Origin of the sequence: Polaribacter sp. KT25b (assembly GCF_900105145.1) — a bacterium.
Lineage (GTDB): Bacteria > Bacteroidota > Bacteroidia > Flavobacteriales > Flavobacteriaceae > Polaribacter.
The window spans coordinates 3,006,383-3,022,957 of the sequence record NZ_LT629752.1 but is presented as its reverse complement, the minus strand read 5'-3'; the positions used below and the strand labels follow the sequence as shown (position 1 = coordinate 3,022,957).

The window sequence follows — 16,575 nt, the reverse complement described above, 5'->3', positions numbered from 1 at the left end:
GCTGAAAAACTTAAAAGACATATTATATAAGGTTTCAATTCATCAAGTATTTGGTAGCACAGATGTTGCTATAAATCAGCTTGTTTTCGATTCTAGAAAAATTGAAAAGAACGATGTTTTTGTTGCTCAAAAAGGAGTTTCTGTTGATGGTCATTTGTATATTGATAAAGCAATTTCTTTAGGTGCAACTGTTATTATTTGTGAAGATTTTCCTTCGGATAAAAAACAAGGAATTACATATATTCAAGTTGAAGATTCAAATGTTGCTTTGGCAATTATGGCTTCTAATTTTTATGAGAATCCTTCTAGTAGATTTCCTTTAATTGGGGTTACTGGCACAAATGGGAAAACTACTATCGCATCACTTTTATATCAGTTGTTTTATAAAGCGGGTTATAAAGTTGGATTACTTTCTACCGTTAAGATTTTGGTTGATGAAGCCGAATTTAAAGCAACACATACAACGCCAGATTCTGTTACCATAAACAGGTATTTAGATATGATGTTAGAAGCTGGAGTTGAATATTGTTTTATGGAAGTGAGTTCTCATGGAATTCATCAGAAAAGAACAGAAGGATTAACATTTGCTGGCGGAATTTTCACCAACCTTTCGCACGATCATTTAGATTATCACGATACGTTCGCAGAATATAGAGATGTAAAAAAATCATTTTTCGATTCTTTGCCAAAATCGGCTTTTGCTTTAACAAATATCGATGATAAAAATGGCGACTTTATGTTGCAAAATACCAAAGCAAAAAAGAAAACCTACGCTTTAAAAACAATAGCAGATTACAAATCTAAAATTTTAGAAAAGCAAATTTCCGGAACTTTAATTTCTGTGGATGGCACTGAGGTTTGGACCAAATTAATAGGCGTTTTTAATATTTACAATTTAACTGCAATTATTGCTACAGCAGAATTATTAGGATTAGAAAAGTTAGAGGTTTTAACAATTGTAAGTCAGTTAGAAAGTATAAGTGGTCGTTTTCAATATGTAATGTCTGATGACGGAATTACTGCAATAATCGATTATGCACATACGCCAGATGCATTAAAAAATGTGTTAGAAACCATTAATGATATTAGAACAGGAAACGAAAAAGTAATTACAGTTGTGGGTTGTGGTGGTGATAGAGATAAAACTAAAAGACCAAAAATGGCGCATATTGCTTCTCAATTAAGCAGTCAAGCAATTTTTACTTCGGATAATCCGAGAACAGAAAATGCACAAACCATTTTAGATGAAATGGAAACAGGTGTTTTTGCAGAAAATTATAGAAAAACATTAACAGTTTTAGATAGAAGACAGGCTATAAAAACAGCGTGTAAATTATCAGAAATTGGAGACATTATATTGATTGCTGGAAAAGGACATGAAAATTATCAAGAAATAAACGGAATTCGTTCTCATTTTGATGATTTAGAGGAGGTTACTAATTGTTTTAATCAATTAAAAAAGAACTAGAATGCTGTATTATATATTCGAATATTTAAATAGTCAATTTAATTTACCAGGAGCAGGTGTGTTTCAGTACATCACATTTAGAGCGGCATCAGCTTTTATTTTGTCTTTGTTGATATCAGCAATTTATGGTAGAAGAATTATTAATTTTTTACATAGACAACAAGTAGGAGAAACTGTTAGAGATTTAGGTTTAGAGGGGCAAAAGCAAAAAACAGGTACTCCAACAATGGGAGGGATTATTATCATTTTGGCAACATTAATCCCTGTGTTTTTATTGGCGAAATTAGATAATATTTATATTGTAATTCTAATTATTACCACTGTGTGGATGGGTTTAATTGGTTTTTTAGATGATTATATAAAAGTATTTAAAAAAGACAAAGACGGTTTAAGTGGTAAATTTAAAGTTCTTGGTCAAGTGGGATTAGGAGTTATTGTTGGTTCAATGTTGTACTTTAATGATGGTGTAACTATTAAAGAACAATTGCCTGTAAAAGATCAGTTAGTTCAAGAAAACGGTAGAAAAACTGTTTATGGAAAAGCTCATAAATCAACAAAAACAACGGTTCCGTTTTTTAAAGATAACGAATTAGAATATTCAAAAGCATTCAACTTTTTAGGAGATGGTTATGAAAAATATGGTTGGATCGTTTTTATTTTAGTGACCGTTTTTATTGTTACAGGAGTTTCTAACGGAGCTAATTTAACAGACGGAATTGATGGTTTAGCAGCAGGTTCATCAGCAATTATTGTAGTTACACTTGCGGTTTTTGCCTGGGTTTCTGGTAATATCATTTTTGCTGATTATCTAGATGTAATGTACATTCCTAATTCTGGAGAAATGACAGTTTTTATTCTTGCTTTTGCTGGAGCTTTAATTGGGTTTTTGTGGTACAATACCTATCCTGCTCAAGTTTTTATGGGTGATACGGGAAGTTTAACAATTGGCGGAATTATAGCTGTTATTGCAATTTCAATCCGAAAAGAATTATTGTTGCCAATTTTAGCAGGAGTTTTTGTAGTAGAAAACTTATCTGTAATCATGCAAGTTTTTTGGTTTAAGTACACAAGAAAGAAATTTGGAGAAGGCAGAAGAATCTTTAGAATGGCACCTTTGCATCATCATTTTCAAAAAAAGAGTTACCATGAAAGTAAAATTGTAGTCCGTTTTTGGATTATCGGAATTTTATTAGCAGTATTTACAATTGTAACACTAAAATTAAGGTAAAAAAAGAAGCCATCCCAATCTTCCTAAAGGGAAGGAGTAGCAAGTTTGTGGAGAAAATTCCATCTTAATCTTTCTAAAGGGAAAAACGTTGATGAAGAGTGAGCAAGGAAAAAAAAAAGTATTAAGAATAGATAAAATAAATGAAAAACCAAGATAAACATACGATTCCAGTTTTACATCCTTCGGGGGAAAGAGGATTTCTTGTAATTCTTGGTGGTGGAGAAAGTGGCGTTGGAACTGCAATTTTAGGAAAGCAAAAAGGATATGATGTTTTTGTTTCTGATAAAGGCAGTATATCCAAAAAATATAAAGAAGTTCTTTTAAATAATGAGATTGATTTTGAGGAAAATCAACATACAGAAAGCAAAATAGTAAATGCTGATGTTGTAATGAAAAGTCCTGGAATTCCAGATAAAGTTGCATTGATTCAAAAATTGAAACAAAATTCGATTCCTGTTATTTCAGAAATTGAATTCGCGGCTCAATTTACGGATGCAAATATTATTGGAATTACAGGGTCAAACGGAAAAACTACGACAACTTTATTAGTGCATCATATTTTAAAGAAGGCGGGTTTAAGTGTTGGGGTTGCGGGAAATATTGGAGACAGTTTTGCACAACAAGTTGCAGAAGAATCCTTTGAGAATTATGTATTAGAATTAAGTAGTTTTCAGTTAGATGGAATTGAGAATTTTAATAGTCATATTGCAATTTTGACCAATATTACACCAGATCATTTAGATAGATATGAATATGATTTTAATAAATATATAGCATCAAAATTTAAAATTACAAAAAATCAAAAAGAAACAGATTATTTAATTTACGATGCAGATGACGAAGCCATAAATAACTGGTTAAAAGTAAATAAAACAAGCGCAAAATTAGTTCCGTTTTCGCTTGAAAAAGAATTAGAGTACGGAGCGTATATAAAAGACAACAATATAATTATCAATATTACTAAAGATAACATTAATATGCCAATATCAGCATTATCAATTAAAGGAAAACACAATACTAAAAATGCCATGGCGGCAACAATGGCTGCTCAATTATTAAAAGTTAGAAAGCAGTCCATAATGGAAAGTTTAGAAGATTTTGAAGGAGCAGAACATCGTTTAGAAAATGTAGCAAAAATTAGAGATGTAGAATATATAAACGATTCTAAAGCTACAAATGTAAATGCTACTTTTTATGCATTAGAATGTATGGAAAAACCTACAGTTTGGATTGTTGGTGGTGTAGATAAAGGAAATGATTATAACGATTTATTGGCTTTAGTTAGAGAAAAAGTGAAGGCAATTGTTTGTTTAGGTCTTGATAATGATAAAATTAAAAACACATTTGGCAATGTCGTTGATATTATTGTAGAAACTGCCGGTGCAGAAGAGGCTGTAAAAGTTTCTCAAAAGTTATCAGAAAGAGGTGATGCAGTTTTATTGTCTCCTGCTTGTGCAAGTTTCGATTTGTTTGATAATTATGAAGATAGAGGTCGTCAATTTAAAGATGCAGTAAGAAATCTTTAAAAAAAAAGCTTATCCCAACCTTTCTTAAAGGGAAGGAGTTAGCAAGTTTGAGTGAAAAGAATATTAGATTTAATAAAATACAAATAAATATAACAGTGTTTCTCTCCTTTGGAGAGATTAAGAGAGGCTAATGAAAACCATTTTTAAACATATAAAAGGAGATAAAACCATTTGGGCAATTTTTGCCGTTTTGGCAATATTCTCGTTTATGCCTGTCTATAGTGCAAGCACAAACTTGGTGTATGTTGTAGGTTCTGGTTCTACTTTGGGGTATTTAGTAAAACACATGGTTTTATTAATTATGGGCTTTGGTATTATTTACGGAGTTCATAAAATTCCGTATAGATATTTTTCTGGTGGATCCGTTATCATGTTGCCAGTTGTAATTGTTTTATTGATTTTTACATTAACACAAGGAACTACGATTGGTGGGGCAAATGCAAGTAGGTGGATTAATATTCCTTTTGTTGGTATTGGTTTTCAAACATCAACTTTAGCTGGTTTAGTGTTAATGGTTTATGTAGCAAGATATTTGGCGAGAAATAAAGAGAAAGAAATTAAATTTAAAGAAAGTCTAATACAGCTTTGGTTACCAGTAGCTGCTGTTTTAGTTTTAATTTTACCTGCAAATTTCTCTACAACAGCTATCATTTTTGTAATGATTTTAATGGTAACTTTTATAGGTGGTTATCCAATAAAATATATAGGATTAATTTTAGGAATTGGGTTTGTATTTCTAATGTTTTTTGTACTAGTAGCAAAAGCGTTTCCAGACGCAATGCCTAATAGAGTGCAAACTTGGCAAAATAGAATTGAAAATTTTTCAAATCCGGATGAAAAAGAAGCATATCAAGTAGAAAAAGCTAAGATTGCAATTGCAATGGGAGGTCCTATTGGAGTTGGTCCAGGTAAAAGTGTTCAGAAAAACTTTTTACCACAATCTTCGTCAGATTTTATTTATGCAATTATTATTGAAGAATATGGTTTGGCAGGAGGTCTTTTAGTGATTTCGATTTACTTTTTACTATTCTTTAGAATGTTTGTGGTGATTAGAAAAACAACAACGATTTTCGGAACATTATTAGTTGTTGGCGTTGGTTGCCCAATTATATTTCAAGCAACCATTAATATGGCAGTTGCTACCAATTTATTTCCTGTAACTGGGCAAACTTTACCGCTAATTAGTAGTGGAGGAACTTCTATTTGGATGACGTGTTTTGCATTAGGAATGATTCTAAGTGTGAGCGCATCAAAAGAAGAAACAGAAGAAGATATTTTAGACGATAACCCTTTAGATATTTTACATGAAACCATATAATATACTTATTTCTGGAGGAGGAACAGGAGGTCATATCTATCCTGCATTAGCAATTGCTAACGAAATTAAAGTGCGTTATCCTGATGCAAATTTTTTGTTTGTTGGCGCAAAAGACAGAATGGAAATGGAGAAAGTTCCGCAAGCGGGATATGAAATAAAAGGTTTATGGATTTCTGGAATTCAAAGAAAATTAACGGTTGATAATTTGTCTTTTCCTTTTAAACTGATAAGTAGTTTATGGAAAGCAAATAAAATAATTAAGCAATTTAAGCCAGATATTGCAATTGGTACTGGTGGTTATGCAAGTGGGCCAACATTGATAATGGCAAATAGAAAAAATATTCCAACGTTAATTCAGGAACAGAATTCTTTTCCAGGAATTACGAATAAAATGTTGAGTAAAAAGGCGAATAAAATTTGTGTTGCTTACGATAATTTAGAACGTTTTTTTCCTTCGGATAAAATAATAAAAACAGGAAATCCTGTTCGTCAAGATTTGCTAACGATTCATTCTAAAACTGATGAAGGAAAAGATTTTTTCAGTTTAGATAAGAAAAAGAAAACCATTTTAGTTTTAGGTGGAAGTTTAGGAGCGCGAAAAATAAATCAATTAGTAGAAAGTAATTTAGAGTTTTTTAAAAATCAAAATGTTCAAGTGCTTTGGCAATGTGGAAAACTTTATTTTGATGAATATAAAAAGTATGATGGATTAGAAAACGTTCAAGTTCATCAATTTGTAAATAGAATGGATTTTGCTTATGCAGCGTCTGATATTATTATTTCTAGAGCAGGCGCAAGTTCTGTTTCCGAATTATGTATTGTAGGTAAACCGGTTGTTTTTATTCCGTCTCCAAATGTATCGGAAGATCATCAAACAAAAAATGCAAAATCGATTGCAGATAAACACGGAGCAATATTATTGCGTGAAAGTGAGTTAGAAACGTTTCCAATTGTATTTGAAACGCTTTTAAAAGATAGAGGAAAACAAGAAGGTTTATCAGAAAATATAAAAGAATTAGCGTTGCCAGGAGCAACAACATCGATTGTTAATGAAATTGAAAAATTATTAAGAAAGTGAATTTAGAAAATATACATAACATTTATTTCATCGGAATTGGTGGCATCGGAATGAGCGCAATTGCTCGTTATTTTGCTACTAATGGAAAACTGGTGGCTGGTTATGACAAAACTCCTTCTCAAATAACTGCTAGTTTAGAAGAGTTAGGTGTTGAAATTCATTTTGAAGATACTGTAAAAAATATTCCAAGTTCTTTTTTTAATAAAGAGGAAACATTGGTGGTGTTTACGCCTGCAGTTCCTAAAAACCATTTGGAGTTCAATTACTTTTTAGATAATAATTTTACAGTTCTAAAAAGAGCAGAAATTTTAGGAAAAATAACGGCAAGTACTTTTTGTTTGGCGGTTGCTGGTACACATGGAAAAACAACTACTTCTTCTATTTTAGGGCATATTATGCATCAAGAAAAAGCGACCTCTTTTTTAGGCGGAATCTCAGAAAATTACAACTCAAATCTAATTCTAGGAGATGATAAAATTTCTGTGGTAGAAGCAGATGAGTTTGATAGATCATTTATGCAATTGAGTCCTAATATTGCCTGTATAACTTCTATGGATGCAGATCATTTAGATATTTATGGTGATGCAAAAGAATTAGAAAAGACATTTTTAGATTTCTCTAAAAAAGTTTCTGACACCTTAATTGTTGCGAAAGGTTTGCCTTTAAAAGGGTTAACGTATGCTATAAATGAAGATGCAGATTTCAAAGCTTTTAATGTAAAAATTGAAAGTGGAAAATATATTTTTGATGTTCAAACTCCATCAGAAATTGTAAAAAATATTGAGTTTCATTTACCAGGAAAACACAATGTAATGAATGCTCTGGCTGCTTTGGCAATGGCAGATGTTTATGGAGTTTCGTTAGAGAATATCAAACAGAGCTTATCAACTTTTAAAGGTGTAAAACGTAGATTTTCTTATAAAATTAAAACCGAAGATTTTGTATTGATTGATGATTATGCACATCATCCAACAGAAATAAATGCTGTAGAAAATTCAATTAGAGAAATGTATCCAGATGAAAAAGTGTTGGTTGTTTTTCAGCCACATTTATTTTCTAGAACCAGAGATTTTATTGATGATTTTGCAAAAGTACTTTCAAAGTTTGATGAAATTTTATTATTAGATATTTATCCTGCAAGGGAATTGCCAATTGCTGGCATAGATTCTGATTGGTTATTGAGTAAAATTAATAACGAGCATAAAAAATTGACGCAAAAAAATAATTTAATAAAAGATATTAAAAATTCATCAGCAAAAGTAGTGGTAATGTTAGGTGCTGGTGATATTGGAGTGATGATACATGAAGTTATGAACCATTTTTTAAATGCTGATAAATATGAAGTTTAAACAATTTTTAAAATACATGTTGTTTGTAGTGTTAATAGTTGGTTTAGGGGTGTTGTATGGTTTTTCATCAGCAAGAAATAGTCAAATAAAAATTGGCGAACCCGTTATAGAAATTGATGAAGGAGGTAATAATTTTTTAACACATTTAATGGTTCATAAATTGTTAATACAAAATAGCGAAACTATTAGTAACAATACAAAATCTATGATAAATTTGTATGGTTTGGAAAATACGGTTCTTAAAAACCCATATGTTGAAAATGCAGCCGTTTTTTTAACGGTAGATGGGCAATTAAAAACAGTTATAAAACAACGTACTCCTGTAGCAAGAATTGTATCAAAAAATGATTCTTATTATGTTGATAAACAAGGTGTAAAGATTCCTTTGTCAAATAATTATTCTGCTAGGGTTCTGCTGGTTTCTGGAATAGAAAATGATGGGGAAATCATTGAAGTTTTGCCCTTAATTTCTTTTATTTTAAAAGATGATTTTTTGCAAAAAGAGATCGTTGGAATTGAGAAATCTGACGTTAATGAATATCAATTTTCTGTAAGAAGTGGAGATTATAAAATCGATTTTGGAAATTTATCTCAAATTGATATCAAATTTAAGAAGTTAAAAGCGTTTTATAATAAAACATTTAAAGATAAAACGATTAAAAGTTATAGCGTAATAAATGTAAAATATCACAACCAAGTTGTGTGCACAAAATAAATCAAAAATGGAAAACAATAAAATAGCTGTTGGTTTAGATATTGGTACCACCAAAATTGTTGCCATGATTGGTCGTAAAAACGAGTATGGTAAGATTGAGGTTGTAGGTATTGGAAAGGCTAAAAGTTTAGGCGTAAAGCGTGGTGTAGTTAGTAATATTACACAAACGATTCAATCTATACAGCAAGCGGTAGAAGAAGCAGAAAGTGTTTCTGGGCTTAAAATAGAAGATGTTGTTGTTGGTATTGCAGGGCAACATATTAGAAGTTTACATCACAGTGATTATATTACAAGAGTAAATGCAGATGAGGTAATTGAAAATGTTGATATTCAAGATCTAGAGAATCAAGTGCATAAATTGGTAATGTTGCCAGGAGAAGAAATTATACATGTTTTACCTCAAGAGTTTAAGGTAGATTCTCAAGCAGATATTAAAGAACCAATAGGTATGTATGGTGGTCGTTTAGAGGCTAATTTTCATGTAGTTGTTGGGCAAGTTTCTTCAATTAGAAATATTGGACGTTGTGTAAAAAGTGCAGGTTTAGGCTTAAGTGATATTACTTTAGAGCCTTTAGCATCTGCAGCAGCAGTTTTAAGTCAAGAAGAAAAAGAAGCAGGAGTTGCTTTAATAGATATAGGTGGTGGAACAACAGATTTGGCTATTTTTAAAGACGGAATTATTAGACACACAGCTGTAATTCCTTTTGGAGGTAATGTTATTACTGATGATATAAAAGAAGGTTGCTCTATTATAGAAAAACAAGCTGAATTATTAAAAATTAAATTTGGATCTGCTTGGCCTGGAGAAAATAAAGAAACAGAAATAGTTTCTATTCCAGGTTTAAGAGGTAGAGAACCTAAAGAAATCACATTAAAAAATTTATCAAAAATTATACATGCTAGAGTGCAAGAAATTATTGAGCATGTATATTTAGAAATAAAAAATTACGGACACGAAACTTCAAAAGGAAAACTAATTGCAGGTATTGTATTAACAGGAGGAGGTTCTCAATTAAAACATTTACGTCAATTAGTAGAATATATTACTGGTATGGATGCAAGAATTGGTTTTCCTAATGAGCATTTAGCTGGTGATTCTGATGAAGTATTGTCTAGCCCAGCATATGCAACAGCAGTTGGTTTGTTAATGGTAGGTTTAGATAAAACGATTAAAGAAGAAGAAAAAAAAGAAGAGGTTGTGCCAGAAGTTAAAATTGAGCCAGAACCTGTTTTAGAAATAGAACCAGAGCCAATAGTTGAAAAAAAACTAAAGCCAAAAAAGAAATCTTTTTTCGAAAAATTTACAGAAGGATTAAAGGATTTTTTAGATAATGCTGAATGATAATTCAGCAAGTACAATAAGATAATATAGAACAATAACAATTTAAAAGATAAACGTTATTATGAGCGCAGAATTCGATAACATTTTATTTGACATGCCAAAAACACAATCTAATACCATAAAAGTAATTGGTGTTGGTGGTGGAGGAAGCAATGCAGTAAATCACATGTTTACCCAAAGCATAACAGGCGTAGATTTTGTAATCTGTAATACAGATTCACAAGCTCTAGAAAATAGTCCAATTCCTAATAAAATTCAGTTAGGAGCTAATCTTACATCTGGTTTAGGAGCAGGTGCAAACCCAGAAATAGGAGCACAAGCAGCTAAAGAAAGTTTGCAAGAAATTCAGAAAATGTTAAACACACAAACAAAAATGGTGTTTATTACTGCTGGAATGGGGGGTGGAACCGGTACTGGAGCCGCGCCAATTATTGCTAAAATTGCAAAAGATATGGATATCTTAACGGTTGGTATTGTAACCATGCCTTTTGCATTTGAAGGAAAAAGGCGTACGAGCCAAGCTCAATTAGGAATTGATCAACTGCGCAAAAATGTTGATTCTTTAATTGTTATAAACAATAATAAATTACGTGAGGTTTATGGAAATCTTGGCTTTAAAGCAGGTTTTTCTAAAGCTGATGAAGTATTATCTACTGCATCTAAAGGTATTGCAGAAGTAATTACACATCACTATAAACAAAATATTGACTTGCATGATGCAAAAACTGTACTTTCAAATAGTGGAACTGCAATTATGGGTTCTGCAAAAGAAGAAGGTTCTAGTAGAGCAAAAAATGCGATTGTAAAAGCATTAGATTCTCCTTTATTAAATGATAATAAAATTACAGGAGCAAAAAATGTATTGTTGTTAATTGTTTCAGGTAAAACTGAAGTTACACTTGATGAAATAGGAGAAATTAACGATTATATTCAAGATGAAGCTGGTTATGATGCTAATATTATTATGGGTATTGGTGAAGATGATAATTTAGGAGACGCTATTGCTGTAACAATTGTAGCTACTGGTTTTGCTGCAGATCAACAAAGTACAATTACTAATACAGAGGTTAAAAAAGTTGTTCATATTTTAGAGGATGAACAAAAAGCTACATATAATTTTGATGAAAAAACTATATCAAAATCTCCAACTTTAGATACACCAGTTGTTAATACAACACCCCAAAAAATAGTACATGATTTAGGTGATGAAATTGAAGATACAAAACCAAATATGGATTTAGTTGCTACAAACCCAATTATAGCAAGTATGCCAGTAACTTTTGAAGAAGTTTCTTATCAAACTGTTTCTGATGACGATTTTATAATTACTGATGTTGCAAAAGCTGAAGAAAAAATTGAAGAAGAACCAAAGCAAATACAAGCAGATTTATTGTTTGATTTACCTTTAGCAGCTAAAAAAGAAGTAAAACCTGAAGAAGAAATAAATGTAGAGAAAGAATTAAATGTAAATGAAATCCAGGTTTTTGAAGCTAAAGAAATTAAAGCAGAACCAAAATCGGTAGAAAAAAGATATGTTTTAGAAGATTTTGATGCTCAACCAACAATTGGTAAAAGTTCTGGTTTTGCAGAGAAGAAAAAAGTTGAAGAACAAGAAGTTCAATTTGAACTTAAAACTAGAAAACCTCAAGCAGAAATAAATAAGATTGAAACCTTGAGTGAAGAAGTTTCTCCTATGGATTTAACAATTTCTGAATTGCAACAAAGAGCAGAAGAAAGACGTAGAAAGATGAAAGGTTTCAATTATAAGTTTACAGATCAATTAAGCAAAAACATTGATGAAATTGAGCGACAACCTGCATATAAAAGAATGGGAGTTAATTTAGATAAAAATGCTTCTATTAGTAATTCTGAAACTGCATTAAAAAAAGATGATAATGGTATAGATTTTAAATCTAATAATTCATTTTTGCACGATAATGTAGATTAATTTTTACTTTAAATACATATAAAAATCACATCTTTTTAAGATGTGATTTTTTTGTTTTTACAATTTTTTTTCATTTTTTTTCTGATTGTCGTAAACCATCAATCCTATAAAAATGATGTTTTCTTATTGACAGCATGAGTTTTAGCTTGTAACAAAATTTTTTATGTCTCGTCTAAACTATGTAATCAATTAAACAAAACACCATGAAATATTTAAATACAGAAGTTGTAGAAGAAAGAGGAATTTTAACATCTGCATACAAACAAGAAATTAAAAGGAATATGAGATTAGAGAAATCTAAATCAATATCTAAAATTAAATCTATGATTTTAAATCATGAAGGAAAAATAGAAAGTCAGACAGGAGTTGTTTTACAAGTTTCATTATTTGCCTTTGCTATTATCTTAATTGCTTTTTAAATAAAGAGTGTGTTTATTCAGGCTTTTAATTCCTGAAATTTTCTCTTATAACGTTTTGGATATTTGTTGCTGAATCAAAAAAAAAGAGTTATTAAATTTTAAAACGATCTTATAATTTTGATGATTAAATTATTTTATAAATATGCAAGCGTGAAGGATTAAAGCAATTGTTTGAGCTCTTTTTGTTTTTACAAAAAAGCGAGTGCGCAAAGCCTGACCGATAGGGCACGCCCAAACAAAAAAAATCCATCTAAAAAAAGATGGATTTTATATTTATAAAAGAGTTCTTGACCGCTCGAACTGTCATTTTTAAAGTTTAGCTTAACGCTTCTTTAATTCTCTTGATTGCTTCTCTAATTTGTAACTCAGAAGCTGCATAAGAAATTCTAATACAGTTAGGCGTGCCAAAAGCATCACCAGTAACGGTTGCTACGTTAGCTTTTTCTAAAATGAATAAAGAAAAATCACTTGCAGTTTCAATTTTTACCCCATCTATTGTTTTACCAAAAAATGCAGAAACGTCTGGAAAAACGTAAAAAGCACCTTCTGGTACGTTTACTTTAAATCCATCAATTTCTCTTAGTAATCCAATAATGATATCTCTACGAGTTTTAAACTCATCTACCATATATTGAATTTTAGAAACTGGTGCTAATAAAGCTGTAATTGCTGCTCTTTGAGCGATACAGTTTGTACCAGATGTAATTTGTCCTTGCATTTTTGTACAAGCTTTAGCAATCCATTCTGGAGCACCAATATAACCAATTCTCCAACCTGTCATAGCAAATGCTTTTGCCAAACCGTTAACAGTAATTGTTCTATCGTACATGCTTTCTATTGCTGCAAAACTAAATGGTCTAGAATTGTAATTGATATGTTCATAGATTTCATCTGATAAGATAAAAATCTGTGGATGTTTTTCTAAAACTGCTGCCAACGCTCTGTATTCTGCTTCGCTATAAATAGTTCCGCTTGGGTTGTTTGGAGAGTTAAAGAAAATCATTTTTGTTTTAGGAGTAATTGCTGCTTCTAATTGTTCTGGAGTGATTTTAAAATCAGTATCTATAGAGGAAGGAATTTCTACATATTTTGCTCCGCATAAAATTGCAATTGCAGAATAACTTACCCAATAAGGAGCTGGTAATAAAACTTCGTCTCCTGGGTTTAATAATACTTGAGCAATGTTTGCAATAGATTGTTTTGCACCTGTAGAAACTACAATTTGACTCGGTTTGTAAGTTAAGTTATTATCACGTTTAAACTTTGTGCAAACCGCTTCTTTTAAATCTGCATAACCATCTACTGGTGAATACGAATTGTAATTTTGATTGATAGCTTCAATGGCAGCGTCTTTGATAAATTCTGGAGTATTAAAATCTGGTTCTCCCAAACTTAAACCAATAATATCTTTTCCTTCTGCTCTTAATTCTCTTGCTTTAGCAGCCATTGCTAAAGTTTGAGATACAGGTAAACTGTTAATTCTGTCCGATAATGGATGTGTCATTTTTGCTGTTAGTTGTTGTGTTTTTTATTATGCTAATTCGGGTTTTTGTCCTAAAACGCCTAAATGTCTAAAATGTTCTACAATTGCTTTACGCATAGTTTCATACTCGTTGTATGGCAAGTTAAACTCTTGAGCCGTTTCTTTTACAATTTTAGCTAATTTATCATAATGTACATGAGAAATATGTGGAAAAATATGATGCTCAACTTGATGATTTAAACCACCAGTATAGAAATTTACCAAACTATTACTAGGCGCAAAGTTAGATGTTGTATATAATTGATGGACTGCCCAAGTGTGTTCTAAATTTCCTTCTTTATCAGGAATTGGCATTTCTGTATTTGGTACAATATGTGCTAATTGAAAAACTAAACTTAAAATCATACCTGCAGTATAATGCATTACAAAAAAGCCTAACAATACTTTCCACCAAGAAACATCTAAAATTAATAAAGGTAAAACAATCCAAAGTGCATAATAAACAATTTTAGAAATTATTAATTTTGTCCATTCTGTAGCAGGATTTGGGAATTCACCATAAGATAATTTTCTTTTTAAGTATCTGTGCATTTGTTTAATATCTGTAGTAATTGCCCAGTTAATAGTTAATAGACCATATAAAAAGATAGAATAATATTTTTGAATTTTATGAATCTTTAACCACTTAGAATGCATAGAAAAACGAATAATTCTACCAGCATCAATATCTTCATCATGCCCTTCTACATTTGTAAAAGTATGATGTAAAACATTGTGTTGCACTTTCCAGTTATAAACATTACCTGCTAGAATATAAATGCTACTTCCCATTAATTTGTTTACCCATTTTCTTTTAGAAAAAGAATCATGATTGGCATCGTGCATTACATTCATACCAACACCAGCCATTCCTATTCCTGTAACAACCATTAATAAAGCCATTACCCATTGTGGCATAGCAACTGTTAAGATTAGAATAAATGGAACTAAAAATAAAGAAAACATAATAATTGCTTTGGAATATAATTTCCAGTTTCCTGTTCTTTTTAGGTTATTTTCTTTAAAATATGTATTTACCCTTTTGTTTAGAGTTCTAAAAAATTTAGCTTTATCTACTCTAGAAAAGTTTATTGTTTTCATTTATGTTATATATAATTAGCAAAAATAAACTATTTAAATTTGCTTAATATGATAAACGTCAATTTTTGTGAAGAATTGTTGATTACAAATAACTATTTTTGCAGCTCAAACTTTTACTATTGATGGAAATTATACACAAATACTTTAAAAATTTATCAGAAATTCAAATAGCACAATTTTCTAAACTTCAAGAATTATACCAAGATTGGAATTTAAAAATAAATGTTGTTTCTAGAAAAGATATAGACGAGTTGTATTTACGACACGTATTACATTCTTTAGCAATTGCAAAATTGGTGCAGTTTAAACCAGGTTCTAAAGTAATGGATGTTGGTACAGGTGGAGGTTTCCCAGGAATTCCGTTGGCAATTTTATTTCCAGAAACACAGTTTCATTTGGTCGATTCTATTGGTAAAAAAATAAAAGTTGTAAATGAAGTTGTTGAGGGCTTAGGTTTAGAAAACGTAAAAACTACAAATGGTAGAGTAGAAGAAATTAAAGATACGTACGATTTTATTGTGAGTAGAGCAGTAGCGCAAATGGAAACTTTTGTTGGTTGGACAAAAGGTAGAATTGCTAAAAAACAAAATCACAAATTAAAAAACGGAATTTTATACCTTAAAGGAGGCGATTTAACAGAAGAATTAAAGTTGTATACTTCTGCAACTATTTATGAATTAACAGATTATTTTGATGAAGAATTCTTTGAAACTAAGAAATTGGTTCATTTAGGGATGAAGTTTAAAAATTAATTTTTTGAAGTTTCTTATTGTTTTCAAAAATTGATAGTTTTTTTGTGTGATATGGGAATTCCATAAATTATATTTAACAAATTAATAATAACCGATTTTCTCCAGTATTTTCTTTTGGTGCTCTATGAAGACAAGGTAAAACTTTGCTTTCAGGATGATCTATTGCTAATTTCCAGATATGACCGTTTCCTAAGCTAATTGGATTAGTATTCGGTTTTGGTTGATAATGTAAATCAAAGAAAAATTCGCTTAAAAAGGATTCAAAACCTTCTTCATCACTTTCACCGTATAATTTTTTGAGTTCAGATCGTATTTCTGGAATCAATATTTTTTGTGTGCCTTGCGAATTTGGTAAAATATCACTCGAAGCGCCAAAATAGGTGCATAAAAAAGTATCAGTTGCAATTGGAGAACGATCTACATGAAAAGAATATACATCCGTAGGAAAAAAAGGAAACGCATCATCGCTCTCATAATTTTTAATGATATTTATAGTTGGCGATGCTCCATGAGCTTTCAAAACATTGAAGTCATTTAAAAGAATTTCGCGAGCAAGTTGCCCTTGTTCACTTAGTTTTAGTTCGAGAAGATCTTTTGGATGAACTATTTGTATATTTTCGTTTAATGTTAGCTTTTTAACAATTTCAGAAAAATCGCCTACGAGTTTTCGGTTCCAACACATCGCATTAATTTCTCCCTGAAAAGGAGTAGAAAGAAGCTCTTCAAAATTTGTAACACAGTAAATCTGAGCATCTGAATGAGATGTGTTTATCATAATTGGTTATGTTTTTTTGCTGATGTCTTTTTTG

Annotated in this window: 14 protein-coding genes; 11 read left to right on the top strand and 3 right to left on the bottom strand. The window is 30.8% G+C overall.

Annotation, left to right across the window (positions count from 1 at the left end; translation table 11 throughout):
- The first annotated feature begins 1 nt into the window (after window position 1).
- The 10 genes from BLT70_RS13025 to BLT70_RS12980 all read left to right on the top strand — a co-directional run bounded on the left by BLT70_RS13025 (window position 2) and on the right by BLT70_RS12980 (window position 12,391).
- Complete coding sequence (locus BLT70_RS13025) at window positions 2–1,468, top strand: UDP-N-acetylmuramoyl-L-alanyl-D-glutamate--2,6-diaminopimelate ligase (protein ID WP_091895082.1); 1,467 nt, start codon at window positions 2–4, stop codon at window positions 1,466–1,468.
- A gap of 1 nt (window position 1,469) precedes the next feature.
- Window positions 1,470–2,696 (top strand): phospho-N-acetylmuramoyl-pentapeptide-transferase, encoded by a 1,227-nt coding sequence (gene mraY / locus BLT70_RS13020; protein WP_091895081.1) that lies wholly within the window; start codon window positions 1,470–1,472, stop codon window positions 2,694–2,696.
- 140 nt (window positions 2,697–2,836) lie between these two features.
- On the top strand, window positions 2,837–4,222 hold the full coding sequence (gene murD, locus BLT70_RS13015; protein WP_091895080.1) for a UDP-N-acetylmuramoyl-L-alanine--D-glutamate ligase: 1,386 nt from the start codon (window positions 2,837–2,839) through the stop codon (window positions 4,220–4,222).
- A gap of 130 nt (window positions 4,223–4,352) precedes the next feature.
- On the top strand, window positions 4,353–5,540 hold the full coding sequence (locus BLT70_RS13010) for an FtsW/RodA/SpoVE family cell cycle protein (RefSeq protein ID WP_091895079.1): 1,188 nt from the start codon (window positions 4,353–4,355) through the stop codon (window positions 5,538–5,540).
- Window positions 5,527–6,618: an undecaprenyldiphospho-muramoylpentapeptide beta-N-acetylglucosaminyltransferase gene (murG, locus tag BLT70_RS13005; protein ID WP_091895078.1), complete on the top strand. Its 1,092-nt coding sequence runs from the start codon at window positions 5,527–5,529 to the stop codon at window positions 6,616–6,618. The genes BLT70_RS13010 and murG overlap by 14 nt, the downstream gene beginning before the upstream one ends.
- Window positions 6,615–7,967: a UDP-N-acetylmuramate--L-alanine ligase gene (gene murC / locus BLT70_RS13000; protein WP_091895077.1), complete on the top strand. Its 1,353-nt coding sequence runs from the start codon at window positions 6,615–6,617 to the stop codon at window positions 7,965–7,967. Before murG ends, murC begins: the two co-directional genes overlap by 4 nt.
- A complete protein-coding gene (locus tag BLT70_RS12995) occupies window positions 7,957–8,682 on the top strand; it encodes a cell division protein FtsQ/DivIB (RefSeq protein WP_091895076.1) in 726 nt (241 codons plus the stop codon). The genes murC and BLT70_RS12995 overlap by 11 nt, the downstream gene beginning before the upstream one ends.
- A gap of 7 nt (window positions 8,683–8,689) precedes the next feature.
- The gene (gene ftsA, locus BLT70_RS12990; protein ID WP_091895075.1) at window positions 8,690–10,024 is read left to right on the top strand and encodes a cell division protein FtsA; all 1,335 of its coding nucleotides are present in this window, start codon (window positions 8,690–8,692) and stop codon (window positions 10,022–10,024) included.
- Window positions 10,025–10,085: 61 nt separating this feature from the next.
- Entirely contained in the window at window positions 10,086–11,972 is a 1,887-nt protein-coding gene (gene ftsZ / locus BLT70_RS12985; RefSeq protein ID WP_091895073.1) for a cell division protein FtsZ, read from the top strand.
- Window positions 11,973–12,175: 203 nt separating this feature from the next.
- Window positions 12,176–12,391, top strand: coding sequence for a hypothetical protein (locus BLT70_RS12980; protein WP_091895072.1), 216 nt, complete (start codon window positions 12,176–12,178; stop codon window positions 12,389–12,391).
- A 316-nt stretch (window positions 12,392–12,707) separates the two neighbouring features.
- Here BLT70_RS12980 and BLT70_RS12975 read toward each other — a convergent pair whose 3' ends face one another.
- A complete protein-coding gene (locus BLT70_RS12975) occupies window positions 12,708–13,895 on the bottom strand; it encodes a pyridoxal phosphate-dependent aminotransferase (protein ID WP_172824416.1) in 1,188 nt (395 codons plus the stop codon).
- Window positions 13,896–13,922: 27 nt separating this feature from the next.
- On the bottom strand, window positions 13,923–15,014 hold the full coding sequence (locus BLT70_RS12970; RefSeq protein WP_091895071.1) for an acyl-CoA desaturase: 1,092 nt from the start codon (window positions 15,012–15,014) through the stop codon (window positions 13,923–13,925).
- A 122-nt stretch (window positions 15,015–15,136) separates the two neighbouring features.
- On the opposite strand from BLT70_RS12970, the gene rsmG reads away from it, so the two are divergent.
- Entirely contained in the window at window positions 15,137–15,766 is a 630-nt protein-coding gene (gene rsmG, locus BLT70_RS12965; RefSeq protein ID WP_091895070.1) for a 16S rRNA (guanine(527)-N(7))-methyltransferase RsmG, read from the top strand.
- A 73-nt stretch (window positions 15,767–15,839) separates the two neighbouring features.
- Here the strand turns inward: rsmG and BLT70_RS12960 are convergent, their stop codons facing one another.
- Window positions 15,840–16,541 carry a hypothetical protein gene (locus BLT70_RS12960; protein ID WP_091895069.1) on the bottom strand — a complete coding sequence of 234 codons (702 nt, stop codon included), beginning with the start codon at window positions 16,539–16,541 and terminating at the stop codon, window positions 15,840–15,842.
- Window positions 16,542–16,575: the final 34 nt, after the last annotated feature.